This is a genomic window from Thermus kawarayensis JCM 12314, assembly GCF_055393575.1.
The window spans coordinates 1642393-1665791 of sequence record NZ_AP043756.1; the positions used below are offsets into that span (position 1 = coordinate 1642393).

The 23399-nt window shown below is 69.3% G+C and carries 26 protein-coding genes, 1 pseudogene and 1 riboswitch; of the genes and pseudogenes, 16 read left to right on the top strand and 11 right to left on the bottom strand.

Annotated elements, in window-relative coordinates; all coding sequences use genetic code 11:
- Window positions 1–80: 80 nt before the first annotated feature.
- The 13 genes and pseudogenes from ACZ5RK_RS09090 to ACZ5RK_RS09150 all read left to right on the top strand — a co-directional run.
- Window positions 81–932 (top strand): phytoene/squalene synthase family protein, encoded by an 852-nt coding sequence (locus ACZ5RK_RS09090; protein ID WP_464908907.1) that lies wholly within the window; start codon window positions 81–83, stop codon window positions 930–932.
- Window positions 932–2209, top strand: coding sequence for a deoxyribodipyrimidine photo-lyase (phr, locus tag ACZ5RK_RS09095; RefSeq protein ID WP_464908908.1), 1278 nt, complete (start codon window positions 932–934; stop codon window positions 2207–2209). Before ACZ5RK_RS09090 ends, phr begins: the two co-directional genes overlap by 1 nt.
- Window positions 2210–2218: 9 nt before the next feature.
- Window positions 2219–2398, top strand: coding sequence for a hypothetical protein (locus ACZ5RK_RS09100; protein ID WP_054647705.1), 180 nt, complete (start codon window positions 2219–2221; stop codon window positions 2396–2398).
- 9 nt (window positions 2399–2407) lie between these two features.
- Window positions 2408–3583, top strand: a complete 1176-nt coding sequence (locus tag ACZ5RK_RS09105; RefSeq protein ID WP_464908909.1) for a cytochrome P450 — start codon at window positions 2408–2410, stop codon at window positions 3581–3583.
- The gene (locus ACZ5RK_RS09110) at window positions 3580–4278 is read left to right on the top strand and encodes a lycopene cyclase domain-containing protein (protein WP_464908910.1); all 699 of its coding nucleotides are present in this window, start codon (window positions 3580–3582) and stop codon (window positions 4276–4278) included. The genes ACZ5RK_RS09105 and ACZ5RK_RS09110 overlap by 4 nt, the downstream gene beginning before the upstream one ends.
- Window positions 4279–4282: 4 nt before the next feature.
- Window positions 4283–4957, top strand: coding sequence for a lysophospholipid acyltransferase family protein (locus ACZ5RK_RS09115; protein WP_464908911.1), 675 nt, complete (start codon window positions 4283–4285; stop codon window positions 4955–4957).
- Window positions 4954–5979 (top strand): glycosyltransferase family 2 protein, encoded by a 1026-nt coding sequence (locus ACZ5RK_RS09120; protein WP_464908912.1) that lies wholly within the window; start codon window positions 4954–4956, stop codon window positions 5977–5979. The genes ACZ5RK_RS09115 and ACZ5RK_RS09120 overlap by 4 nt, the downstream gene beginning before the upstream one ends.
- A 115-nt stretch (window positions 5980–6094) precedes the next feature.
- Window positions 6095–6355: a type II toxin-antitoxin system prevent-host-death family antitoxin gene (locus tag ACZ5RK_RS09125; protein WP_054647827.1), complete on the top strand. Its 261-nt coding sequence runs from the start codon at window positions 6095–6097 to the stop codon at window positions 6353–6355.
- Between the two features lie 20 nt (window positions 6356–6375).
- The gene (locus ACZ5RK_RS09130; protein WP_054647828.1) at window positions 6376–6768 is read left to right on the top strand and encodes a type II toxin-antitoxin system VapC family toxin; all 393 of its coding nucleotides are present in this window, start codon (window positions 6376–6378) and stop codon (window positions 6766–6768) included.
- Entirely contained in the window at window positions 6765–6935 is a 171-nt protein-coding gene (locus ACZ5RK_RS09135) for a hypothetical protein (protein ID WP_464908913.1), read from the top strand. The genes ACZ5RK_RS09130 and ACZ5RK_RS09135 overlap by 4 nt, the downstream gene beginning before the upstream one ends.
- 57 nt (window positions 6936–6992) lie before the next feature.
- Window positions 6993–8561 carry a phytoene desaturase family protein gene (gene crtI, locus ACZ5RK_RS09140; RefSeq protein WP_464908914.1) on the top strand — a complete coding sequence of 523 codons (1569 nt, stop codon included), beginning with the start codon at window positions 6993–6995 and terminating at the stop codon, window positions 8559–8561.
- Window positions 8558–9556, top strand: coding sequence for a type 2 isopentenyl-diphosphate Delta-isomerase (gene fni, locus ACZ5RK_RS09145; RefSeq protein WP_464908915.1), 999 nt, complete (start codon window positions 8558–8560; stop codon window positions 9554–9556). Before crtI ends, fni begins: the two co-directional genes overlap by 4 nt.
- A gap of 121 nt (window positions 9557–9677) precedes the next feature.
- Window positions 9678–9959, top strand: a pseudogene (locus tag ACZ5RK_RS09150) (type VII toxin-antitoxin system MntA family adenylyltransferase antitoxin); the annotation flags it as partial.
- Window positions 9960–9989: 30 nt separating this feature from the next.
- On the opposite strand, the gene ACZ5RK_RS09155 reads toward ACZ5RK_RS09150, so the two are convergent.
- The 3 genes from ACZ5RK_RS09155 to ACZ5RK_RS09165 form a co-directional block, all read right to left on the bottom strand.
- Window positions 9990–10931: a YbgA family protein gene (locus ACZ5RK_RS09155; RefSeq protein WP_464908916.1), complete on the bottom strand. Its 942-nt coding sequence runs from the start codon at window positions 10929–10931 to the stop codon at window positions 9990–9992.
- A 69-nt stretch (window positions 10932–11000) separates the two neighbouring features.
- On the bottom strand, window positions 11001–13586 hold the full coding sequence (locus ACZ5RK_RS09160) for an arsenate reductase (azurin) large subunit (RefSeq protein ID WP_464908917.1): 2586 nt from the start codon (window positions 13584–13586) through the stop codon (window positions 11001–11003).
- A gap of 12 nt (window positions 13587–13598) precedes the next feature.
- Window positions 13599–14081, bottom strand: coding sequence for an arsenate reductase (azurin) small subunit (locus ACZ5RK_RS09165; RefSeq protein ID WP_464908918.1), 483 nt, complete (start codon window positions 14079–14081; stop codon window positions 13599–13601).
- Between the two features lie 228 nt (window positions 14082–14309).
- Here ACZ5RK_RS09165 and ACZ5RK_RS09170 point away from each other — a divergent pair, with 228 nt between their 5' ends.
- Window positions 14310–14663, top strand: coding sequence for an ArsR/SmtB family transcription factor (locus ACZ5RK_RS09170; RefSeq protein ID WP_464908919.1), 354 nt, complete (start codon window positions 14310–14312; stop codon window positions 14661–14663).
- 39 nt (window positions 14664–14702) lie between these two features.
- The gene (locus ACZ5RK_RS09175; protein ID WP_464908920.1) at window positions 14703–15611 is read left to right on the top strand and encodes a DUF72 domain-containing protein; all 909 of its coding nucleotides are present in this window, start codon (window positions 14703–14705) and stop codon (window positions 15609–15611) included.
- On the opposite strand, the gene ACZ5RK_RS09180 is transcribed toward ACZ5RK_RS09175, so the two are convergent.
- The gene (locus ACZ5RK_RS09180) at window positions 15608–17182 is read right to left on the bottom strand and encodes a gamma-glutamyltransferase family protein (protein WP_464908921.1); all 1575 of its coding nucleotides are present in this window, start codon (window positions 17180–17182) and stop codon (window positions 15608–15610) included. The two genes, ACZ5RK_RS09175 and ACZ5RK_RS09180, sit on opposite strands and share 4 nt — an antisense overlap.
- Window positions 17183–17205: 23 nt before the next feature.
- Between ACZ5RK_RS09180 and mntR the strand changes: the two genes are divergently transcribed.
- A complete protein-coding gene (mntR, locus tag ACZ5RK_RS09185; RefSeq protein WP_464908922.1) occupies window positions 17206–17865 on the top strand; it encodes a manganese-dependent transcriptional regulator MntR in 660 nt (219 codons plus the stop codon).
- On the opposite strand, the gene ACZ5RK_RS09190 is transcribed toward mntR, so the two are convergent.
- The 7 genes from ACZ5RK_RS09190 to ACZ5RK_RS09220 form a co-directional block, all read right to left on the bottom strand.
- Window positions 17857–19023 (bottom strand): serine hydrolase domain-containing protein, encoded by a 1167-nt coding sequence (locus tag ACZ5RK_RS09190; protein ID WP_464910078.1) that lies wholly within the window; start codon window positions 19021–19023, stop codon window positions 17857–17859. The genes mntR and ACZ5RK_RS09190 overlap by 9 nt on opposite strands.
- Window positions 19024–19025: 2 nt before the next feature.
- Entirely contained in the window at window positions 19026–19301 is a 276-nt protein-coding gene (locus ACZ5RK_RS09195) for a hypothetical protein (RefSeq protein ID WP_054647761.1), read from the bottom strand.
- Between the two features lie 65 nt (window positions 19302–19366).
- Entirely contained in the window at window positions 19367–20104 is a 738-nt protein-coding gene (locus tag ACZ5RK_RS09200; protein WP_054647760.1) for an SDR family oxidoreductase, read from the bottom strand.
- A gap of 39 nt (window positions 20105–20143) precedes the next feature.
- Window positions 20144–20476, bottom strand: a complete 333-nt coding sequence (locus tag ACZ5RK_RS09205; RefSeq protein ID WP_054647759.1) for a hypothetical protein — start codon at window positions 20474–20476, stop codon at window positions 20144–20146.
- Window positions 20457–21209, bottom strand: a complete 753-nt coding sequence (locus ACZ5RK_RS09210) for an ABC transporter ATP-binding protein (RefSeq protein WP_464908923.1) — start codon at window positions 21207–21209, stop codon at window positions 20457–20459. The genes ACZ5RK_RS09205 and ACZ5RK_RS09210 overlap by 20 nt, the downstream gene beginning before the upstream one ends.
- Window positions 21196–22224 (bottom strand): FecCD family ABC transporter permease, encoded by a 1029-nt coding sequence (locus ACZ5RK_RS09215; RefSeq protein ID WP_464908924.1) that lies wholly within the window; start codon window positions 22222–22224, stop codon window positions 21196–21198. Before ACZ5RK_RS09215 ends, ACZ5RK_RS09210 begins: the two co-directional genes overlap by 14 nt.
- Entirely contained in the window at window positions 22221–23078 is an 858-nt protein-coding gene (locus ACZ5RK_RS09220) for an ABC transporter substrate-binding protein (protein WP_464908925.1), read from the bottom strand. The genes ACZ5RK_RS09215 and ACZ5RK_RS09220 overlap by 4 nt, the downstream gene beginning before the upstream one ends.
- 131 nt (window positions 23079–23209) lie before the next feature.
- Window positions 23210–23368: riboswitch (cobalamin riboswitch) on the bottom strand.
- Window positions 23369–23399 lie beyond the last annotated feature (31 nt).

A 23399-nucleotide genomic window follows, 5' to 3' on the forward strand; every position in this document is an offset into this window, starting at 1 on the left:
TTTCGTCTAGAGCGCTTTGTGGTCGGGACAAAAGTCCTCCCCCGGGACCCACCCCAAACTGGTGAGGTGAGGGAAACCCTATGGAACCGGACTGGCGTGCCCTATCCCGCATCCTAAAGGCCCACTCCGCCACCTTCTACCTGGGAAGCCTCCTCTTTCCCGGGGAGGCCCGCAAGGGGGCCTGGGCGGTCTACGCCACCTGCCGCCTGGGGGACGAGGCCGTGGACGGGGAGGGGGCCGGGGAGGAGGCCTTGGCGGCCTGGTGGGAGGGGGTGGAGCGGGCCTACCGGGAAGAGCCCCTTTCCGAGTGGGAAAAGGGCCTCGCCTGGGCCCTGGAGCGCTGGCCCATCCCCTTTGAGGCCTTCCTCCACATGAGGGAAGGCTTCCAGACCGACCTGGGGCCCGTACGCCTCAGGACCGAGGAAGAGCTCCTCCTCTACTGCTACCGGGTGGGGGGGACCGTGGGGCGCATGATGGCCCCCATCGCCGGAGGGGGTAAGGAGGCGGAGGACAAGGCGGTGAAGCTAGGGCAGGCCATGCAGCTCACCAACATCCTGCGGGACGTGGGGGAGGACCTGGGGCGGAACCGGGTTTACCTGCCCCTGGACCTCCTCCAGGCCCACGGGGTGCGCCTTGAGGAACTCCGGTCGGGGCGCATCCCCCCGGGGTACCGGGCCCTCATGGCCCACCTGGAGGGGAAGGCCCGGACCCTTTACCGGGAGGGGCTTTCCGGCCTCCAGCACCTCAGGGTGGGCCGGGCGGCCGTGGCCCTCGCCGCCTTGCAGTACCGGGGAGTCCTGGATAAGCTCAGGCTTTCCGGCTACGATAACCTGAGAAGGCGGGCCCACCTCAGGGTCTGGGAGCGGGTCCTCCTGCTTCCGAAGGCCCTGCTCGCCGCCCGCCTTCCCTCGGTGGTGGAGGAGCATCCCTGATGGGTCCCCTCCTGGTCTGGCACCGGGCGGACCTGCGCCTCTCCGACCACCCCGCCCTCCTGGAGGCCCTGGCCCAAGGCCCCGTGGTGGGCCTCGTGGTCCTGGACCCCAACAACCTGAGGACCTCTCCCCGGCGGCGGGCCTGGTTTTTGCGCAACGTCCTGGCCCTGCGGGAGGCCTACCGGGCCCGGGGTGGGGCCCTTTGGGTCCTGGAGGGCCCCCCTTGGGAAAAGGTGCCCGAGGCGGCGAGGCGGCTTAGGGCCAGGGCCGTCTACGCCCTAAGAAGTTACACCCCTTACGGCCGCTACCGGGACGGGAGGGTGAAGGAGGCCCTCCCCGTGCCCCTCCACCTTCTCCCCGCCCCCCACCTCCTCCCCCCCGACCTCCCCCGGGCCTACCGGGTCTACACCCCCTTCAGCCGCCACTACCGCGGGGCCGACCCCCCTCTTCCCCCCCCGGAAAGCCTGCCCCAGGCCCCGGAGGAAGGGGAGGTCCCCGAGGAGACCCCGGACGTCCCCCTCCCCGAGCCCGGGGAGGAGGCGGCGAGGCGGAGGCTTTTGGCCTTCCTGGAGGGAGGGCTACTTCGCTACGCCGAGGAGCGGGACCGGCTGGATGGGGAGGGAGGCTCGAGGCTCTCCCCCTACTTCGCCCTGGGGGTCCTCTCTCCCCGGGAAGCCGCCTGGGAGGCGGAGAGGCGGGGCGGGGAAGGGGCGAGGAAGTGGGTGGCGGAGCTCCTCTGGCGGGACTTCTCCTACCACCTCCTCCACCACTTCCCCGAGATGGCGGAAAAGCCCCTGGACCCCCGCTTCGCGGACTTCCCCTGGAGGGAGGACCCGGAGCTCTTCCGAGCCTGGTACGAGGGGAGGACGGGAATCCCCCTGGTGGACGCCGCCATGCGGGAGCTCCACGCCACGGGCTTCCTCTCCAACCGGGCGCGGATGGTGGCGGCCCAGTTGGCGGTGAAGTACCTCCTTCTTCCGTGGAAGAAATGCGAGGAATCCTTCCGCCACCTCCTCCTGGACGGGGACCGGGCGGTGAACCTCCAAGGATGGCAGTGGGCCGGGGGCCTGGGGGTGGACGCCGCCCCCTACTTCCGCCTCTTCAACCCCATCCTGCAGGGGGAAAGGCACGACCCCCAAAGGACCTGGCTTCGCCGCTGGGCCCCCGAGTACCCCTCCTACGCCCCCAAGAACCCCGTGGTGGACCTGGAGGCGGCGAGGCGGCGCTACCTGGCCCTGGTAGCCCGGGACACGCTTCCCCCGGGGAGCCCGGGGTAGGGTGGGGGCATGTTCAGGGTGCGCGACCCCCAAAAGACCCTGCGGCAGATCACCCTCTTCCGCTACGCCATGGCCCTCCTCTTCCTGGGGCTCGCCCTCTTCCGCCCGGAGAAGCCCCTCCTCTTGGGCCTCGCCCTCCTGGCCTTCCTCATGGCCCGCTCGGGGTACTGCCCCCTGGTGCGCAAGTAGGATAGCCCCATGGAGAGGCTCTCCCCCAAGGAGGCCCTTCCCTACCTAAAGCGCCTCCGGGAAGACCCCCTTTCCGTCCTCCTGGAGTGGGGCCGGGCCCATCCCAGGCTCCTCCTCCCCCTGCCCGGTTTCCCCCTGGCCCTGGTCTTGGACCCCGAGGGGGTGGAGGGGGTCCTCCTGGCGGAGGGCCTCACCAAGGACACCTTCCAGTACCGGGCCCTCTCCCGCCTCACGGGGCGGGGCCTCCTCACCGACTGGGGGGAAAGCTGGAAGGAGGCGCGCAAGGCCCTCAAAGACTCCTTCCTGCCCAAGGGCGTGCGGGCCTACCGGGAGGCCATGGAGGAGGAGGCCGAGGCCTTCTTCCGGGACTGGGGGGAGGAGGAGAGGGACCTGGACCGGGAGATGCTGGCCCTCTCCTTGAGGATTCTGGGGAGGGCCCTCTTCGGAAAGCCCCTCCCCGAGAGGCTCGCCGAACTCTCCCTGAGGGCCCTGGACCGGATCATGGCCCGGACCCGTAGCCCCCTCGCCCTCTTGGACCTCCCCGGGGAGGCCCGCTTCCGAAAGGACCGGGCCGCCCTCTACCAGGAAGCGGAGGGCCTGACGGCCCACCCGCCCTTAAGCCGCCTCCCCCGGGAAAGGGCCCTGAGGGAGGCCGTGACCCTCCTGGTGGCGGGGCACGAAACGGTGGCCAGCGCCCTCACCTGGTCCCTCCTCCTCCTCTCCCACCGCTCGGACTGGCAGGAGCGGGTGGCCGAGAGCGAGGAGGCGGCCCTCGCCGCCTTCCAGGAGGCCCTGAGGCTCTACCCCCCGGCCTGGATCCTCACGCGGAAAGCCGAGGCCCCCTTCCCCCTGGGAAGGGAGGTCCTACCCCGGGGGACCACCCTGGTCCTCTCCCCTTACGTGACCCAGAGGCTCTCCTTCCCCGAGGGGGAGGCCTTCCGGCCCGAGCGCTTCCTGGAGGAGAGGGGAACCCCCTCCGGGCGCTACTTCCCCTTCGGCCTGGGAAAGAGGCTCTGCCTGGGTCGGGACTTCGCCCTCCTCGAGGGCCCCATCGTCCTCAGGGCCTTCTTCCGCCGCCTCCGCTTAGACCCCCTCCCCTTCCCCAGGGTCCTGGCCCAGGTGACCCTGAGGCCCGAGGGGGGGCTCCCCGCCCGGGCCCGCCCCCGGAAGGAGGCGAGGGCATGACGTATCTGGAGTTCCACCTGATCTTTCTCCTCCCGCCCCTCTTCCTACTCCTCCTCACCGGGCCTCCCCGGGCCTCGAGGCTCGGGGCCTACCTCCTCATGCCCTTCATCGCCTTCCTCTACACCACCCCCTGGGACAACTACCTGGTGTGGAAGGGGGTTTGGGGCTACCCGGAAGGGCGGGTCCTCCTCCGCCTGGGCTACGTGCCCCTGGAGGAATACCTCTTCTTCCTCCTCCAGCCCCTCCTCACCGGGGCCTTCCTCCACCGGGTAGCCCAGGACCCACCCCCCAGGGGTCCGGGCCTCGCCCGGGTGGTGGGCGGAGGGGGGTGGCTCCTCGTGGCCGCCCTGGGGGTCCTCCTGGTGGCCCTGGGGGAGGGATACCTCTACCTGGGGCTCATCCTGGCCTACTTCGCCCCGGTCTTCCTCCTCCAGTGGGCCTTCGGGGGGGACCTCCTCTGGGGCTGGCGGCGGGCCCTCCTCCTCGGGGCGGGGGTCCCCACCCTGTACCTCTGGGCGGCGGACCTTTACGCTATAGGGAATGGGATCTGGTGGATCTCCCCCCGGTACACCCTGGGCCTTGGGGTCCTGGGCCTCCCCCTGGAGGAGATGCTCTTCTTCCTCTTCACCAACCTGGCCGTGGTCCAGGGTCTCCTCCTCGCCTGGCACCCCGAGGCCCTGAAGCGCCTAAGATAGCCCCGTGGCAGACCGCTGGGAGAACCTGAAGAAAAGGCCCGTGGGGAAGGCCCTCCGCCTCCTGGTGGAGGGCTTCCTCCTCCGGAGCCTCAAGGGGAGCCTCCGGGGGGTCTACCTCCGGGGGGAAGTCCCGGAAGGTCCCCTGGTCCTAGCCCCAAACCACCACAGCTTCTTTGACGGCCACCTGGTGTGGCTCCTGGGGAGGCTCTACCGGAGGCCCACCACCCTCCTGGTGGCCGAGGAGAACGTGAGGGCCTTCCCCGTGCTGAAGCTTGCCGGGGCCCTGGAGGCGGGAAGGGTCCGGGAGGCCCTAAGGAGGCTCAGGCGGGGGGAGTGGGTGGCCCTCTTCCCCGAGGGCGGGATGGCCTACCCCGGCCCCTTGCGCCCCCTCAAGCCGGGGGCGGGGTGGCTTGCGGGGAAGGCAGAGGTGCCCCTGCTCCCCGTGGCCCTGAGGGTGGTCCTCCGGGGCCACGAGCACCCCGAGGCCTTCCTCTGGGTGGGAAGGCCCCTTCCCCCTGAAGGGGACCTGGGAGGGGCCTTGGGGAAACTTCTGCAGGAGCTTGACGCCCTCCTGGCCAAGACCCACCCCAGGGAGGTGCCGGAAGGCTTTAGGGAGGTGCTTCGGGGAAGGCGGAGCCTGGAGGAATGGATTCACCCCCTGGTGAGGCTTCTCCCATGACCGGGGACCTCTTCTTCTTGGGGGTCTTCCTCTTCCTCCTCCTGAGGTGGCTCGCCCTCCTCTATAACCTCCTCGCCTTCCCCCGCCTGAGGCCCCGCCCCACGCCCCCGAGGCCCACGGCCTCCCTCCTCGTCCCGGCAAGGAACGAGGCGGAGAACCTAAAGAGGACCCTCCCCGCCCTCCTCCGCCAGGGGGCCCTGGAGGTCCTGGTCCTGGACGACCTCTCCGAGGACGGCACCGCCCAAGCCGCCCTGGAAGCGGCGGGGAACCACCCCGGCTTCCGCCTCCTCCAGGGCACGCTCCCGCCCCCGGGCTGGACGGGGAAGAACTGGGCCTGCTTCCAGCTCGCCCAGGAGGCGCGGGGGGAGGTCCTGGTCTTCACCGACGCCGACGTCCTCTGGGAGGAGGGGGCCCTCGGCGGGCTTCTGGAGGCCCTGGAGGGGAAGGAGATGGTCTCCGCCCTCCCCCGGCAGGAGGTGGGCCCCAGGGAGGGCGCCCTGGTGGCCTTCGTGATGAACGGGCTCTTCTCCTTCCTGCCCCACCTTCTTCTGGAGCGTCTAGGGGTGGCCAACGGCCAGGTCCTGGCCTTCCGCAAAGCGGCCTACTTCGCCTTAGGCGGGCACGAGGCCGTGAGGGGGGAGGTTTTGGAGGACGTGGCCCTGGCCAGGAGGGCGGGGGCCTACGGGCTCTTCCTGGGCGGAGGGCTTTTCCGGGCGCGCATGTACCGGGGGTACGGGGAGGCGGTGGAGGGCTTCGCCAAGAACTTCCTGGAGGTTCACCTCAAAAACCCCGCCCTCCTCTTGGGCTCGGCCTTTTACCACCTCGCCCTCTACACCCTGCCCTGGCTCTTCGGGCGGTGGGAACTTGGGCTTATGGGCCTTCTGGAGCGCCTAGCGGTGCAGCGAGCCCTGGGGGGTTCCCTCTGGCCCGGCCTCCTCGCCCCCCTCGCCCCCCTTCTCCTCCTCCCCGTGTACCTGCGGGCCCTTCTCCCGGGGAAGCGCTGGAAGGGGCGGAAGGTGTAGGCGCCATGCCGACCCGGGCCGGCGTAGAGCCCCGGCAAAGCCTCACCGAGGGGTTGACCCTGGCCCCCTTCCGTCTCAACTAGACAGACCGGTCTACTCCGGGTACCCTGAAGGCGTGAAGGCCGTTTGGCAACTCCAGGAGGCCAAAGCCCGCTTCTCGGAGGTGGTGGAGCGGGCCCTTAGGGGCGAGCCCCAGCTCGTCCTTCGCCGGGGCCGGAAGGCGGTGGTGGTGCTGGACTGGGAAACCTACGCCCGGCTCGTTGGGGAGGAGGCCTCGGTCCTCGAGGCGCTTAGGCCCCCCAAGACCCTTCCCAACGAGGAGGTGGAAGCCCTCTTCCAGAGGCCCGAGGCGGGCTTCCGGGAGGTGGACCTCTGAAGTACCTCCTGGACACCAACGTGGTCTCCGAACCCCTCAAAAAGCGCCCCCATCCCGGGGTGCTCGCCTTTTTGCGTCAGCTCAAGGTGGGGGAGGCGTACCTCTCGGCCCTAACCTTGGGAGAGCTGGCCCAGGGGGTGACCCGGGCCCCGGAGGCCCGAAGGCCCGCCCTCGCCGCGTGGCTTTCGGGCCTCAAACGGAACTTCGGGGAGCGGATCCTTCCCCTGGACGCCGAGGTGATGGAGATCTGGGGCGAACTCACCGGGAAAGCCCTCGCGGAGGGAAGGCCTCTTTCCCCCCTGGACGCCATGCTCGCGGCCACGGCCCTGCGGCACGGCCTGACCCTGGCCACCCGGAACACCGGGGACTTCCGCCACCTCCCCGTGCCTCTCCTGAACCCCTGGGAAGTGTGACCGCAGGCTGCCTGGGGGGCGCGGCGGCCCTGGTGAGCGGCCTCTTCGGGCTCCTGGGGGCTCTTTTCGCCGGGGGGCTCGGCCGGGCCGTGGGCGTGGAGGGGGTCTACGGGGCCTCCGCCCTCGGGTTCCTGCCCCTGGCCCTCGCCGGCGCCAGGGTCCGGTAAGCCCTCTGTGGGCCAGGCCCAACTCGGCGGGACGAAAGGCCTGGTAGACTCCTCCCCATGCGGGCCGTGGTCATCGGAAGCGGAGTGGGGGGGCTCTCGGCGGCCATCCGCCTCGCCGCCATGGGCCTTCAGGTCCTGGTCCTGGAGAAGCTCCCGGGGCCCGGGGGAAGGGCCTTCGTCCACCGGGCGGAGGGCTTCACCTTTGACATGGGCCCCACGGTGATCACCGTCCCCCCCTTCCTGGAGGACCTCTTCGCCACGGGTCCGGGCGACCCCAGGCTCTACCCCGACTTCCCCGAGGAGGAGGGGCTTAAGCACACGGAGCGCTACGCGAAGCTCGTCCCCCTGGACCCCTTCTACCGCCTCCACTTCCCGGACGGCACCTACTTTGACTACAAGGATGACCCGGAGCACCTGAAGGGCGAGATCGCCCGCATCGCCCCGGAGGACCTCGAGGGCTACCGCCGCTTTGAGGCCCACGCCCGGGCCCTCTTCCAGAAGGGCTTCCTGGAGCTCGGCTTCACCCACTTTGGAAGCCTCCTGGACCTCCTCAAGGTGGCCCCGGACCTCCTCAGGCTGGACGCGGTGCGGCCCCTCTTCTCCCTGGTTTCCCGCTACTTCAAGAGCCCCAAGACCCGGCAGATCTTCTCCTTCGAGTCCCTCCTCATCGGGGGAAACCCCCTCCAGGTGCCTGCCCTCTACGCCATGATCCACTTCGTGGAGCGCCGCTGGGGGGTGCACTTCGCCATGGGGGGCACGGGGGCCTTGGTGCGGGGGCTCGTCAGGAAGCTTGAGGAGCTTGGGGAAAAGATCCGCTACAACGCCCCCGTGCGCCGCATCCTCACCAAGGGGCGGCGCGCCGTGGGCGTGGTGCTTCAGGACGGGGAGAAGATGGAGGCCGACCTGGTGGTCTCCAACGCCGACTACGTCCACACCTACGGCGAGCTCCTTGCCCCCGAGGACCGCACCTGGAACGGCGACTGGCGCCTCAAGCGCACCAGGCTTTCCATGAGCCTCTTCGTGGCCTACTTCGGCTTCAAGGCCCGGGGGGACGAGGGGGAAAGGCTTAGGCATCACAACGTCATCTTCTCCCACCGCTACGAGGGGCTTCTTCGGGACATCTTCGGGCGGAAGGCCCTCCCCGAGGACTTCGCCCACTACCTCCACCTCCCTACCCTCACCGACCCCTCCCTGGCCCCTCCCGGGCACCACGCCGCCTACACCCTGGTCCCCGTGCCCCACAACGGGAGCGGCCTGGACTGGGGGAGGCTCGGCCCCCAGTACCTGGAGAAGGCCCTCCGCTACCTGGACGAGGCGGGGTACCTCCCCGGCCTCATGGACCGCCTGGTCTACACCCACTTCGTCACCCCGGACTACTTCCAGTGGACCTTGAACAGCCACCTGGGAAACGCCTTCGGCCCCGAGCCCGTGCTCTGGCAGACCGCCTCCTTCCGCCCCAAGAACCGCTCGGAGGACGTGAAGGGGCTCTACCTGGTGGGCCAGAGCTACCAGCCGGGGGCGGGCCTCCCCAGCGTCATGATGTCCGCCAAGATGACCGCCCGGCTCATCGCCCAGGACCTGGGGTTGGAGAGGGCACCCAAGGGGCTTCTGGAGGGCCTTTCTTGAACATCCGGGAGAGGAAGCGAAAGCACCTCGAGGCCTGCCTAAGGGAAGAGGTGGCCTACCAGAGGACAACCACGGGGCTTGAAGGCTTCCGCCTGCGCTACCAGGCCCTGGCGGGCCTCGCCTTAGGCGAGGTGGACCTCACCACCCCCTTCCTGGGAAAGACCCTGAAGGCCCCCTTCCTCATCGGGGCCATGACCGGGGGGGAGGAAAACGGGGAGAGGATCAACCTGGCCCTGGCGGAGGCCGCGGAGGCCCTGGGGGTGGGGATGATGCTGGGCTCGGGCCGGATCCTCCTAGAGCGCCCCGAGACCTTAAGGAGCTTCCGGGTGCGCCAGGTGGCCCCCAGGGCCCTCCTCATCGCCAACCTGGGCCTGGCGCAACTCCGGCGCTACGGCCGGGAGGACCTCCTGCGGCTGGTGGAGCTTCTGGAGGCGGACGCCCTCGCCTTCCACGTGAACCCCCTGCAGGAGGCGGTGCAGGGGGGGGACACGGACTTCCGGGGCCTCGTGGAGAGGCTCGCCGAGCTCCTCCCCCTCCCTTTCCCCGCGATGGTGAAGGAGGTGGGGCACGGCCTCTCCCGGGAGGCAGCCCTGGCCCTACGGGACCTGCCCCTTTCAGCGGTGGACGTGGCCGGGGCCGGGGGGACCAGCTGGGCCCGGGTGGAGGAGTGGGTGCGCTTCGGGGAGGTGCGCCACCCCGAGCTTTGCGAAATCGGCATCCCCACGGCGAGGGCCATCCTGGAGGTGCGGGAGGCTTTGCCCGAGATCCCCCTCATCGCCTCGGGGGGGGTCTACACGGGAACGGACGCCGCCAAGGCCCTGGCCCTGGGGGCGGACCTGGTGGCGGTGGCGAGGCCGCTTCTAAGGCCCGCCCTGGAGGGGGCGGAGAAGGTGGCGGCCTGGATTCAGGACTACCTGGAGGAGCTCAGGACCGCCCTCTTCGCCACGGGGGCGAGGAACCCCAAGGAGGCGCGGGGGCGGGCGGAGCGGGTGTAGACTACAAGGCGTGGAAGCCCAGGAGGTCCGGCCCCGCGAGGTCCTCCTTCGCTTCCCCTAGGTCCAGGCCGCCTTCCTCCTCGGGTCCCGCGCCGAGGGGCGGACGCGGGCGGACAGCGACTGGGACCTCGCCCTCCTCCTCTCTCCCGAAGAGCCCGACCCTACCCTCGAGGTCCTGGGGGCCCTGGTGGCGGCGGGGTTGGAACGGGTGGACCTGGTCCTCCCCCACCGGGCCCCGCCCCTCCTCGCCTTCCTCGCCGTGAGGGGAAAGCCGGTGTTCCTTCGCCAAGGTTTTGACCTAGGGAGCTACCTTTCCCGCGTGGCCCGGGAGTGGTGGGACACCGAACCCCTCCTCCGGGTCCAGCGGGAGGCCCTGAAACGGAGGTGGCTTGACCCGTCCTGAGGCCCTGGGCCGGGTCCTCGCCCGGTTCCTCTAGGCCACGGGAACGCGCATCAGGGCCCGGGGGTACGGCTCCAAGAGGGCCTGGGCCTCCACGTAGGGCTCGGCGAAGCGCCGGGCCCAGGAGGCGAGGAGGGCCAGGGGGGCCTCGAGGGGAAGGCGCTCTTCCCTAAAGTCCATGAGGAGGTCCAGGAAGTGGGCCTTCTCTCTTGGGGTGAGGGCCTTCTTGAAGTGGCCGAAGGCGTGGAGGAGGGCGTCGGTCATGGTTCCAAGGCGCCAGAGCCTCTCGGTGGCCCGCAAAAATTCCTCCTCGTAGGCCCGGCGCACCTCGGGAAAGGGCCTCCCCTTGGCTCCGGCGAGGAGGCGGCCCAAGTCCATCGCCTCCTTCTGGCTGTAAGCCATGAGGAGGAGCTTGTAGCGGGCGTGGAAGGCCATGAGGCCGGGGAGGTCCTCCACCCGCCGAAGCCTGGCGAGGGCGAAGACCCGGGTGAAGAAGTGGCCCCGGATACGGGGGTTGGTGAGCCTCCCCTCGTCCTCCTTGGGGAGGAGGGGAAAGCGCTCCTCCACCAGCCTGGCGAAAAGGCCAGGACCCTTCCCCACCACCCCGCCCCCCTCGGGGTGGGCGTAGACCTTGGCGTCCTTGAGGGCACAGGAGGGGGAGCGGTTCTTGAGGAGGAAGCCCTCCACCTCTCCAAGCCCCTGGAGGAAGGCCTCGCCAAAATGGGCCATCCTCTCGGTAAGGTCCTCCCCTGTCCTGGGCTGGAGCATCCTGGGGCCTCCTTCCCCCCGCACCAGGCGCACCACGGGCCTCGGCACCCCGAGGCCGATCTCCACCTCGGGACAGACGGGAAGAAAGTCCACGTGCTCCCTTAGGGCCGCCACCACCTTGTCGGGGATGACCTCCCCGGAGTAGCGCACGGCGGCGAACCCCAGGCAGGCGCTCACCACCAGGCGGGGCCTCGGCCAGGAGTCCATGCGTCCATGGTACCCTGCGCTAAAAAGGCCGTGGCCCAAGCCTAAGGGCTTGGGTCACGGGAAGCTTACTCAGTCAAACTTGTTTTGCTGCAGGAGGCTTGCCGTCTGCTGCACCGAGGGGATGGCCCCCGCCACCTTCCTGAGGTTGGCCCGGGTGCCCTTGTACCAGGGAATGGTGGTCTTGGGGTCGGTGTAGCCGGAGACCAGGGAGTTGGAGGTGCCCCGCCAGTGGTACATGACGAGGAAGAGCATGCCCGGCTTCACGGCATCGGTGACGTAGACCAGGAAGGTGCCGTTCCCCTCCTCGTTGTAGACCTCCACCAGGTCCCCGGACTGGAGGCCGAGGCGTTTGGCGTCCTCGGGATTCACCTCCACGTAGGGTAGGGGCAAGGCCATGGCCTTCTCGGGGAGGTGGCGGTCGTGGTAGGCGGTCTGCCAGATGGTCTGGGCCCGCCCGGTGGTGACCCAGAAGGGGTACTGCCGGGCCCTTTCCCCCTCCAGGTACTTGGCCACCTCGGCGGGGTAGCCCTCCCAGTCATCGGTGCCGTACCACTTGAACTTGCCGTCCTCGGTGCCGAACTTGTAGACGTAGCGCCGGACCGTGCCCACCAGCTTCCCCGTCTTGGGGTCGCGGCGCACGGGGGTCTGGATGCCCTTCTGGCCCACCTCCTTGAGGAACTTGTAGGTGACTCCCTTGTAGTTCTCCGCCTCCAGCTTGGCCTCATCCTCTTCGGATACGGCGTTGTCGCTGAACTCCGCGGCCCCCGCCAGGAAGACGTCCTCGTCCGTCTTCCAGTTCTTGCCAAACTCAAACTTGGCCGCTTCCTGGGCCTTGCCCTCCGCCCGGTAGAGCTCGGCGATGCGGAGGCCCACCCACTTGAAGATCTCCCAGTCGGGCTTGGCCTCCCCGGGCGGGTCCATGAACTTCTCGTAGAGGCGGAGGAGGCGGCTGTTGCAGTTAATGGAGGTGTCGTTGGCCTCACCCCAAGCGGCGGCGGGCAGGATGAGGTGGGCATCCCGGGCGGTCTCCGTCATGTAGATGTCCTGGACCACCAGGAAGAGGGCGTCGGGGTCCTGGTAGAGGATGTCCAGGATCTTCTTGGCCCGCGCCTCTATGGTCCCGGGCTCGCCCCCGGCGCCCAGGGCCTTGGTGAGCTTCTCCGTCCGCTCTTGGATGCGCTTGCGGAAGACCTGGTTGTTGGGGGTGGAGAGGTAGGGGTCGGTGGCGATGACCCAGTAGAACTTGCCTTTCCCCTCCACGAGGAACTTGTCCACGTTGACGGGAGGCCCACCGCGGTAGATGGAGCCCGGGGTGGGGGCGGGAGGCCGGACGTATCCCTCCTGGTGCCCACCCTGACGGCCGCACCCCGTGCCCGGGCGGCCGATGTTGTGGGTGAGGACGGCGAGTTGCACGATGGCCGCCACCTGGTCGTAGTTTTTCATGTTCCAGATAATGCCCTTCTCGTAGATGGTGAGGGTGCGGCGCTTGAAGCGGCCCGCCTTGGGCTTGGCAATCCAGTAGGCGGCCTTCTCCATCAGGGCCCGGGGCACACCGGTGATGCGCTCGGCCTCGGCCATAAACTGGTTGTAGGGCACGGAGAGCTTGAGGCTCTTTTGCTTGTACTCCTCAAAGAGGGCCATGTCGGTCCGGGCCTGGAGGTAAGCCATGTCGTGGTAGCCCTTCTCCCAGACAGCCCGGGCGATGGCGTTGGCCAGGATGTAGTCCGTGCCCAGGTTGGGCTGCAGGAGGAGGACGCGGTCCTTGGCCACGGTTTCGGCCACGGTGTAGGAGCTGGTCTTCCTGGGGTCAATGACGATGAGGTAGCCTGGCTCGGCGGGCTCACCCCGGTTAAAGGCCGCTTGCTTCTCCGCCACCGTGGCCCCTTGGAGGTTGGGGAGCATGTGCTCGACGTAGAACACCGTGGCGGTCTCGTAAGAGTTCGCCCCCCAGAGGACGATGGTGTCGGCCAGCCGGGCGTCCTCGTAGGTGTAGTTCAGCTCGTGGACCCCCCGCTCGCGGCTTCCCCAGACCTCGGAGTTGTAGGCGGGGCGGTTGTGGATGGCAATGTGCTTGACGGAGAGGGCGGTAAAGAAGAGTTTCCCGGCGCCGTAGTTGTCCTCAAAGCCCTGGCCCGAGCCGCCGTGGTCGTAGCACTTCACGGCGATGTTGTCGTCGTTGCCGTCCCGGTCCCGGATGCCCTTGATGAGGAGGCCCATGAGGGTGAGGGCGTCCTGCCAGGTAATGGCCTGGAACTCGTCGCCCACCCTGAGGAGGGGGTAGGTGAGGCGGTCCTGGGTGCCCCGGTCCAGGCTCCAGACGGTGAGGGCGTTGGTGCCGCCCCGGATGGAGTAGTTTCCCCGGTTGATGGGGCTGTCCTTGGCGGGGACGATGACCACGTGGTACTGCTGGCCGTCCTTGCCCACGGTGACGGCGTGCATGGTTTCCGTGTAGCTCTGGCCAGCGAGGGGGGGCTGGGCCTGGGTCAGGTCCAGGCCGAAGGCGTTTTGGTTGGGCTTGAGGCCGCCCTGCTCACCCACGGGCCAGACGTACACCTTGTAACCGCACCCCACGTTGCAGTACTGGCAGACGGTGTTGTAGACCTTGGCGTTCTTAGGGGGAACGGGAAGCTGGTCCCTACGGGGAATAAGCGCCATACCTCGCACCTCCTACACGTTCTTCACGCGGCCCCAGATGAGGCCGGCCACGGCCACGGCGTAGATGTCGCCCTTGCCGTCAATCCGCAAGGGAATCTGGGGGAGCCAGGAGCTGGCCAGGCCCTGGTAGGTCTGCCCCGCCTTGGCGGGGTCAAACATGGAGTAGTGGCAATGGCAGACAAACCTCCCCCCCTCGTACTGCACGGGGCAGCCCATGTGGGTGCAGAGGGCCGAGAAGGCCACGATGTCCCGGTCCTTGCCCACGCCGCCGATGGCGGGGCGGCCCAGCTTCACCAGGATGGCCGGGGCAGAGGCGTCGGGGTAGGAGAAGGAGATGGGCTGGCCCGTCTTGACCTGGGAGAGGTTGGCCACCTTCACCGCCGGGTAGGTGAGGCTTGGAGCATAACAGAGCTGGGCCTTGCCTCCGGCGGCGAAAAGGGCCGTGGCCGCAGCGGTCAGCTGAACAAAACGCCTCCGGCTCAAGGTTTGCGTCATACTTTTGTCCCTCCCTTCCTTGACGGTTTGAAGGCTATCAAACCCTAACGGAGTTTGTCAATAGATGGAAGCCGCCCCGAGTATACCCTATTGGGGTACAAAAGGGGAAACCCTCTCCCAGAGGGGAGTTGGGACCGATTGAGGGACGAGGCCATAAGGGAAACCGAAACCTCTTCCGGGCCCTCTCTTAAGGGAGCGCTCCCATAGCCCATCTGGCATAATGGAACCGTGAAGGGGAGGAATCCCACCCAAGGCCGCCTCGAGGCCCTGGCCCACCCCGCCAGGATGGTCATAGTGCGCCTTCTGGCGGAGCTACCCGACGAGCACACCGCCTACGATCCCCGTTGCGGCACGGCCTATGGGGTCTGCTTCTGCCACCTGAAGGAGAAAACGGGCCTTTCCGCCCCCACCGTGAGCCACCATCTTCGCCTCCTGAGGGAGGCGGGCCTGGTGGAAGGGGTGCGGGTAGGGCGCTGGACCTACTACCGCCTCAGGCCTGGGGCCCTGGAGGCTTTGGCCCACGAGCTTTTGCGCCTGGCCCACCAGGCGAGGAAAGCCCTGGAGGCCGAGAAAGCAGGCTGAGTCCCGCCTGGCGAAACCCCCTTGCCTTACCATGAGGGCGTGGCGGAAGTCCGGGTGGGCACGGCCAGCTGGACGGACGAAACCCTTCTGGCCTCAGGCTGGTATCCCCCGGAGGTGAGGCACCACCCGGAAAGGCGCCTCCGCTACTACGCCCAGCACTTTGACACCGTGGAGGTGGACAGCACCTTCTACGCCCTGCCCCGCCTCGAGGTGGTGCGGAAGTGGGCGGAGAGGACCCCTGAGGGCTTCCTCTTCCACGTCAAGGCCTACTCCGCCTTCACGGGGCACGGCCTCGAGGCGGGCGCCCTCCCCAAGGACCTGCGGGCCCTCCTCCCCCAAAAGGAGGGCCACCTCTCCCAGCGGGAGGTCCCCGAGGAGGTGGTGGAAGAGGCCTGGCGGCGCTTCTTCCAGGCCCTCGAGCCCTTGCGGGAGGCAGGGAAACTGGGCTACCTCCACTTCGGCCTCCCCCCCTGGACCGAGCCTAAGCCCCGGAGCTTCCGGTACCTGGAGCGATTGGCGGAGAGGACCCCGGGGTACCTGGTGGCGGTGGAGTTCCGCAACCCCAGGTGGTACACCGCCTGGGGCTTCGTGAAGCGGGAGCTTATGCGCCTCGGCCTCGTCCACGTGAGCGTGGACGCCCCGCCCCACCCCGAGGCCCCGCCCAGGGTACTGGAGCCCACCCGGGAGGTGGCGGTCCTCCGCTGCCACGGCCGGAACGCCGAGGCCTGGAAAGGACCCCACACCAGGCCCTACGAGCGCTTCAACTGGCGCTACTCGGAGGAGGAGCTTCAGGACCTGGCGGAGGCTACCCGCACCCTGGCGGAGCGGGCGGAAAAGGTCTTCGTCATCTTCAACAACAACTACGGCACCCAAGGGGTGGAGGCCGGTTTGGGGCTCAAACGCCTCCTGGGCCTCCCGCCCCCGGCTTGGGCGGAAACCCCGTTCTAAAGGGCCAGGGCGAGCCCCTCCGCCCGGGGGTCAGAGGCGGCGCAAAGGACCTCCCCCAGGCGAAAAACCGCCTGGCCCCGCCCAAAGAAGGCGTACTCCGCCTCGTACCGCACCCGGTGCCCCAGGTCCTTGAGAAAAAGGGCCGTGGCCTGGGAAATGCCGGGCTCCAAAACCACCTCGTCCCCCGGCACCACCTGCCACCGGGGCCGGTCCAGGGCCGCCTGGGGGTTCAGCCCAAAGTCCGCCAGGCCCACCACCACCTGCACGTGCCCCTGGGGCTGCATAAAACCCCCCATGACCCCAAAGGGCCCAAGGGGCTTCCCCTCCCGCGTGAGAAAACCCGGGATGATGGTGTGAAAGGGCCTCTTCCCCGGCCCCACCCGGTTCGGGTGTCCCTCCTCCAAAGTGAACCCCAGGCCCCGGTTCTGCAGGGCAATCCCCGTACCAGGCACCAGCACCCCGGAGCCAAACCCCTGGTAGTTGGACTGGATCAGGGAGACCATCACCTCCCCGTCCGCCGCCGCCAGGTAGACCGTCCCCTCGGGGCGGAGCCCGGGGAGGACCCGGGGAAGGGCCCGCTCCCCAATGAGCCTCCTCCTCTCCGCCGCGTAGGCCTTGGAGAGGAAGGCCTCCGGGGAAAGCTCCATGTGCCCGGGGTCGGCCACGAAGCGGTAGGTGTCCGCCAGGGCCAGGCGCATGGCCTCAATCTGCACGTGGTAGCTCAGAGGATCCTCCGGCCTCAGGTCAAACCCCAGGAGGAGGTTCAGGGCCAGGAGCACCGCCACCCCCTGGCCGTTCGGAGGAAGCTCCCAGACGGTGAGCCCCTTGTACTCCGTGGAAAGGGGCGTCACCCATTCCGGGGCGTGGGCAGCCAGGTCCTCCCGGGTAAGAAGGCCCCCAGTGGCCTCGCTGAAGCGGGCGAGGGCCTCGGCCAGGGCTCCCCGGTAAAGGCTTTCCCCGTAGGTCTCGGCGATCTCCCTCAGGGTCTTGGCGTGCAAGGGGCTCCGCCACACCTCCCCGGCCCGGGGAGCCCTTCCCCCAGGAAAGAACACCTCCTTGAAGGCGGCGAACTCCCGCCCCTCCAGGGGGAGGTAGACCCCCTCCGCCCGCCGCCAGCTCCGGGCCGTCTCGGGACCCACGGGAAACCCCTCCTCGGCGTACCGGATGGCCGGGGCAAGGACCTCCGCAAAGGGCAACCGCCCCCACCTCTCGTGCAGGGCCCGCCACCCCGAAACCGCCCCAGGCACCGTCACGGGAAGCCAGCCCCTCTCCGGCATTCCCCCGGGAAGCTTCTCCGGAGTAAGGGCTTGGGGGCTTCGGCCAGAAGCGTTCAGGCCGTGGAGGGCGCCGTCCCACACCAGGGCAAAAAGGTCCCCCCCAAGGCCGTTGGAGGTGGGCTCCACCACGGTGAGGCAGGCGGCCATGGCAAGGGCCGCGTCCACCGCGCTCCCCCCCTTCAAGAACATCTCCATCCCCGCTAAAGCCGCCAAAGGTTGGCTCGTGGCCACCGCACCCCGCCTGCCCAAAACCACCTGGCGGCGGGAAGGGTAGGGGTAGTGGGTGAGGTCCATGGCCCCATGCTACCTTTAAGGGGATGGCCCGCACCCCGCTCTCGGAAGCCCAGGAGGATTACCTGAAACAGCTCTTTCTGTTGGAGGAGGGCCTCGGGGGGCCCGTCCCCACCCAGACCTTGGCAGAGCGGCTTGGGGTCAAGCCGCCTTCCGCCACGGGGATGCTGAAAAAGCTTGCGGCCCTGGGGCTGGTGCACCACAGCCCCTACCGGGGAGCCAGGCTCACGGAGGCGGGGCGGAAGGTGGCCCTGGAGATCCTGCGCCACCACCGCCTCCTCGAGGCCTACCTCCACCAGGCCCTGGGCTACGGCTGGGAGGAGGTCCACGAGGAGGCCGAGCGCCTGGAGCACGTGATCAGCGAGGCCCTGGAGGAACGCATCGCCGAGGCCCTGGGCCACCCGGCCTTCAACCCCCACGGCGACCCCATCCCAAGCCCCGAGCTCACCCTCACCCCCACCCCGGCCATCCCCCTGCCCCAGGCCCCCCTGGGGGAGGTGCGGATGGTGCGGGCCTTGGCTCAGGACCCGGGGACCCTGAACCTCCTCGCCCACCTGCACCTCAAACCGGGGGTCCGCTTCCTGGTGGTGGACAAGGGCGAAGGGGTAAGGGTGGAGGTGAAGGGCGAGGTCTTCCTCCTGCCCCAGACCCTGGCCCAGGCCATCGGGGTGGAGCCCTTAGGCTAGGGCCAGGTGGACCAAGGTCCGGAAGGCGTGGTACAGCCTCGCCCCAAGCCGGGAGTGGAGGGCCCTTTCCGGCTCCAAGACCGAGAGGAGGTTCGGGGCCTGGCTCAGGAAAAGGGCGCTCAGGCCCAGGGCGGGGTCCACGAAGAAGTAGGTGCCGCCAAACCCCCACCAGTACCAGTCTCCCGGGCTGCCCGGGGAGAGGCCCATGGGGGAAAGCCGCACCGCCACCCCGAGACCAAAGCCGTACCCGGGCCCCGGGAGGTACTCGGGGCCCCTCCGCATCCCCTCCCAGGCCAGAGGGCCCAGGTGGTCTGCGGTCATGAGCCGGCAGAGGGCGGGGGAAAGGGAGCCCTGGCCCGTGCGCAGGGCCTCGAGGAAGCGAAGGTAATCCCCCGCCGTTCCCACGCCCCCCATTCCCCCGGCGTACCGAGGAGGGGGGCCCTCCACCGGGAGGAGGCGGGGGGTGCGGCCCGTCTCGGGGTCCTTGGGGAAGGGCTGGGCCAGGCGGGCGGGGTCCTTGGCCTGGAAGCCCGAGTCCCGCATGCCGAGGGGGCGGAAGAGCCTTTCCTCCAGAAGCTCCGCCAGGCTCCGCCCCGCGAGGGCCTCCAGGAGGTGCCCGAGGACATCGGTAGCAAGCCCGTACTCAAAGGCCTCCCCGGGCTGGAAGCGGAGGGGAAGACCCGCCAGGCGTTGCAAAAAGGCCTCCCGGGTGAGGTCAAACCGGTCCACCCCGGCCTGGAGGTAAAGCCCTTTCACCGGGGAGCGGAAGAAGACCCCGTAGGTGAGGCCCGCCGTGTGGCGCAGGAGGTCGTAGACGGTGAGGGGGCGCCTCAGGGGCTCCCACACCACCTCCTCCCCCACCTCCCGGCCCACCCGGAGGGAGGAGAGCTCGGGCAGGTACTTCTCCACCGGGTCCTGGAGGGAAAGCGCCCCCTCCTCGAGGAAGGTGAGGGCCAGGGCGGAGACCCAGGGCTTGGTCATGGAGTAGAGGCGGAAGAGGGCGTCCTCCCGCATGGGAAGGCCCCGCTCCGGGTCCAGGAGGCCATAGACCCCCTGGAAGGCCACCTCCCCCTCCCGGGCCACCAGGACCAAAGCCCCGGGGAGAAGGCCCTCCTCCACCCTCTGCCGGAAGTAGGCGTCAAGCCTCCGGAAGTCCACCCTCACCACCCCTCAGGAACGGGCCTCTTCGGGCTCAAAAGGAGCCAGAGGGCGAGGAGGAGAAGCCCCAAGGGGAGGAGCCACTTCAGGAAAAGGCCCAAAAGGCTCAGGGCCACCCCCAAGAGGGCGAGCAACAGGGCCACGGGGAGGGCCAAGGCGGCGAGGAGGAGGGCCAGGGGGAGGGCCAAAAGGGCGAGGACCAGGGCCACGAAGGGGCTTAGGAGGAACCAGGCGAGGACAAGCCCCAAAAGGAGGAGAAACCAGCCTAGGACCCGCATGCCCTAAGCCTACACCCTCCCACCGCCGGGGCCCCCATGCGGGCGCAAGCCCGCATGAGGTGATCTCAGGCCGGGGCCGCCCCGACCGTCCTCCCCCCGTCCACGAAGAGGACCTGGCCGGTGATGAAGCTGGACTCGTCGGAAACGAGGAAGAGCGCGGCGTAGGCCACCTCCAAAGGCTTCCCCGCCCGGCCCAAGGGCGTGGCGGCGATGGCCTTCTCCCGCACCTTCTCCGGCACCTTGGCCGTCATCCGCGTCTCAATGAACCCCGGGGCCAGGGCGTTCACCCGGATCCCCCACCGCCCAAGCTCCAAGGCCAAGGTCCGGGTAAGCCCCACCACCCCCGCCTTGGAAGCGGCGTAGTTCGCCTGCCCCAGGTTCCCCAGGTACACCCGGCTCGCCGTGAGGACGATGCTCCCCGGGTTCCTCTCCCGCATGGCCTCGGAGGCCGCCTTGGCCACCAGGAAGCTCCCCGTGAGGTTCACCCGGAGGACGAGCTCCCAGTCCTCCAGGGGCATCTTCCAGTGGAAGTTGTCCCGGGTGATCCCCGCGTAGTGCACCACCCCGTCCAGGCGCCCCAGGTGGGCCAGGGCCTCGGCAAAGCCCCGCTCCACGGAAGCGGGGTCCGCCACGTCCATGACCACCGGCAGGGCCCCCACGGCCTCCGCCGCCTCCTTCAAGGGGCCCTCCTCCAGGTCGCAGGCCACGAGCCTCGCCCCCTCCCTGGCGAAGAGCTCCAGGGTGGCCCGGCCGATGCCGTGGGCCGCCCCGGTGATGAGCACCGCCTTGTCCTTGAGCCGCATCCCTCACCTCCCCACGACCAACCGGTCGGTAGGTCCACCCTACCCCGGCCCCGGCCCTGGCGTCAAGGGCCAGGCGTAGTAGGGGGTCTCCACGAACTCGGGAGGCCCGCCGAGGTAGACCCGGAGGCCGGGAAGGACCAGGGTGCTCCCTTCCCACTCAAAGGCCAAGGGGTCCACCTCCAAGGGGTAATGGAGAACGCCCTGCCGGGGCAGGCCCAGGCGGAGCCACTCGGGAGGGGAAAGCCGCCCCACCAGGAGGTAGCGGGCCCTCCTGGGCCCCCTTTCCGTGTACAGGACCACCTCCTCTCCCAGGTCCAGGAGAAAGGCCCGCCGCCTCACGTAGAGCCTGGCCCTATCCGTCCAGGTAGACATGGGGCCTGCCCTCGAGGAAGGCCACCCGCACCCCGGGGCCGTAGAGGGCGGCGAGGAGCCCCTCCCGCAGCACCTCTTCGGGCCTCCCCTGGGCCACGAGCCTGCCCCCCTTAAGGACCGCCACCCGGTGGGCGAGGGCCGCCTGGTTGGGGTCGTGGAGGACGGAGAGCACCCCCACCCCCATCCCCGCCAGGCGCCTGAGGAGGGCCACCACCCCCCCCTGGTGTTCCAGGTCCAAAAAGGTGGTGGGCTCGTCCAGGAGGAGGTACCTGGGCCTCGCCGCCAGGGCCCGGGCCAGGAGGACCCGCTGCCTCTCCCCCCCGGAGAGGGTGGAAAGGAGCCTGCCCCGGAAAGCGGAAGCCCCCGTGACCTCCAGGGCCCACGCCACCGCCTCCCGGTCCTCCCGCCCCTCCCGTCCCCAGAGCCCGAGGTGGGGAAGCCTCCCCAGGCGCACCACCTCCTCCACCAGAAGCCCCTCGGGGTAGGGGCCGTTTTGGGGCAGGTAGGCGAGGAGGCGCCCCCTGGCGTAGCTGCCGTAGGCGGCGAGGGACCTGCCCTCGAGGCGCACCTCCCCCCTTCGGGGCCGAAGAAGCCCCGCCATCACCCGGAGGAGGGTGGTCTTCCCCGAGCCGTTGGGCCCGAGGAGGGCGAGCCACTCCCCTGGGGAGAGGAGGAGGTCCACACCCTCCAGGGCAAAGGGGCCGTGTAGGCCCCGGGCCTCAAGCCCGCCCACGGCGCCTCCACATGAGGTACAGGAAGAAGGGCCCCCCCAGGAGGGTGGTCACCACCCCCACGGGAAGCTCCGCCGGGCGGGCCAGGGTGCGGGCGAGGAGGTCCGCCAGGGCGAGAAGGGCCCCGCCCCCTAGGGCGCTTGCGGGAAGGAGCAGGCGGTAGTCCTCCCCCAAAAGCCGCCTCAGGACGTGGGGCGCCACCAGGCCCACGAAGCCGATGATCCCCGCCTGGGCCACGGCTCCCGCGGTAAGGAGGCTTGCCGCCCCCAAAAGGAGGAGCTTGAGGCCCTCCAGGGGAAGCCCGAGGCTTCTGGCCGTCTCCTCCCCGAGCCCTAGGGCGTTGAGCACCCTTCCCAGGAGGAAGAGGGGAGGCAGGGCGAGGAGCAGGAAGAGGGCCAGGGCCCTCACCCCAGGCCAGCCCATAAAGGCCAGGTTCCCCAGGGTGTAGGCGAAGACCGCCCGCACCCGGTCGGCGTCCTGGAGCATGAGGTAGGTGGTGGCCCCCGTGAGGACGCTTCCCACCACCACCCCGGCCAGGACCAGTTCCCCCGTGCGGGCCACCCCCCCCGCCAGGACCAGGGTGAGGAGGGTGGCGGAAAGGGCCCCCAAAAAACCGAAGAGGGTGGCGGAAAGGGGCAGGTGCTGGAAGACGGCGTGCTGGGCAAAGGCCGGGGAAAGCCCCCCTAAAAGGCTCGCGAAGAGGGTCACGGCCAAGGCCGCCCCCGAGGCCGACCCCATGAGGTAAGGGTCGGCCAAGGGGTTGCGGAAAAGCCCCTGAAAGGCCGCCCCGGCCACCCCCAGGGCCGCCCCCACCAGGACTCCCCCCAGGACCCGGGGCAGGCGGAGCTCGGTAACGATGGGGTTTTCCACCTGCCCCAGGAGGGCCCGGACCACCTCCCCCGGCGGGACGGCCACCGCCCCGAAGGCGAGGCCCAGGACCAGGGCCAGGAGGAGGAGGGCGAAGAGCCAGGCGAAGACCAGGCTACGCCTTAAGGCCAGGGGAAGGCTTAGGGTCATGGCCTGCCGTGGAAGCAGTCCACCAGGAGGCGAAGGCCCAGGGCCACCCGGGGGCCGGGGCGGGAAAGGAGGCTGTCCTCCCCCCCGGTGTAGACGCAGATCCGGCCGGTTTGCACGGCCCTAACCCGGTCCCACCCCGGCCGCTTGCGGATGACCTCCAAAGCGCCCGGGTAGGTGGCCACGATGACCTCGGGGTTTTTCTCCACCACGAACTCCGGGGAGATCTTGGGGAAAAGGCCGAGCTCCTTGGGCACGATGTTCACCCCCCGGGCCTTTTGGATGAGAACGCCGATGAAGCTCTCGGGGCCCACGGTGTAAGGGGTGGGGTCAATCTCGTAGTAAACCCGGGGGCGGGCCTTGGCCTTGGCCGCCCGGGCCTCCTCCTGGTAGACCTCCTTCTGGATCTGGGCCACCAGGCGCTCCGCCTCCGCGGGAAGGCCCAAGAGCCTCCCCAGGGTGCGCACCGTCTTGAAGATGTCCTCGTAGGTCTCGGTGCGAACGGCGTACACCGTAAGCCCGGCCCGCTCCAGGGTCTCGTAGAGCCTCCCGTACTTGGACACCAGCACCAGGTCGGGCTTCAAGGAAGCGATGAGCTCGGGGTTGGGGTTGTAAAGCCCCCCCGCCTTGGGAAGCCTCTTCACGCTTTCCGGCCAGTCGGAGTAGTCGTCGGTGGCCACGATGCGGTCGCAGGCCCCCAGGGCGCAGACCGTCTCCGTCACCGAGGGGAGCATGGTGACGATGCGCTTGGGCGGGGCCTTAACCGTGACCGTGCGCCCCAGGTCATCGGTGACGGTGAGGGGGAAAGCCAAGGCCAGGGCCAGAAGGACCGAGAGCACCGCAAAGAGTCTTTTCATGCCTACCTCCCTAAGGCCGCTAGGGCCAGGCCCGGGGGAGGTAGGGAAAACCCCTGCCGGGAGGCAGGGGCCAAAGGCCAAAAGGCGTTTGTCCCCCACTTCCCCCATCCGCGTGAGGTGCCCGTCCAGGGGAGGAGCGGGCGGCCCTGGCAGGCATTCGGGCTTCCGGCCTGCGAAGAAAGGCCTGATGCGTGGCCGGTTACCGTTGCGGGACAGCGCCGGACTTGCACCGGACTTCCCCACTTTAAGCCTGGACTACGCGTCCAGGCACCAGGGCAACGGGACCTGGCTTTTGGGCCCTAGCGGGCCTTGGCCTTAAGG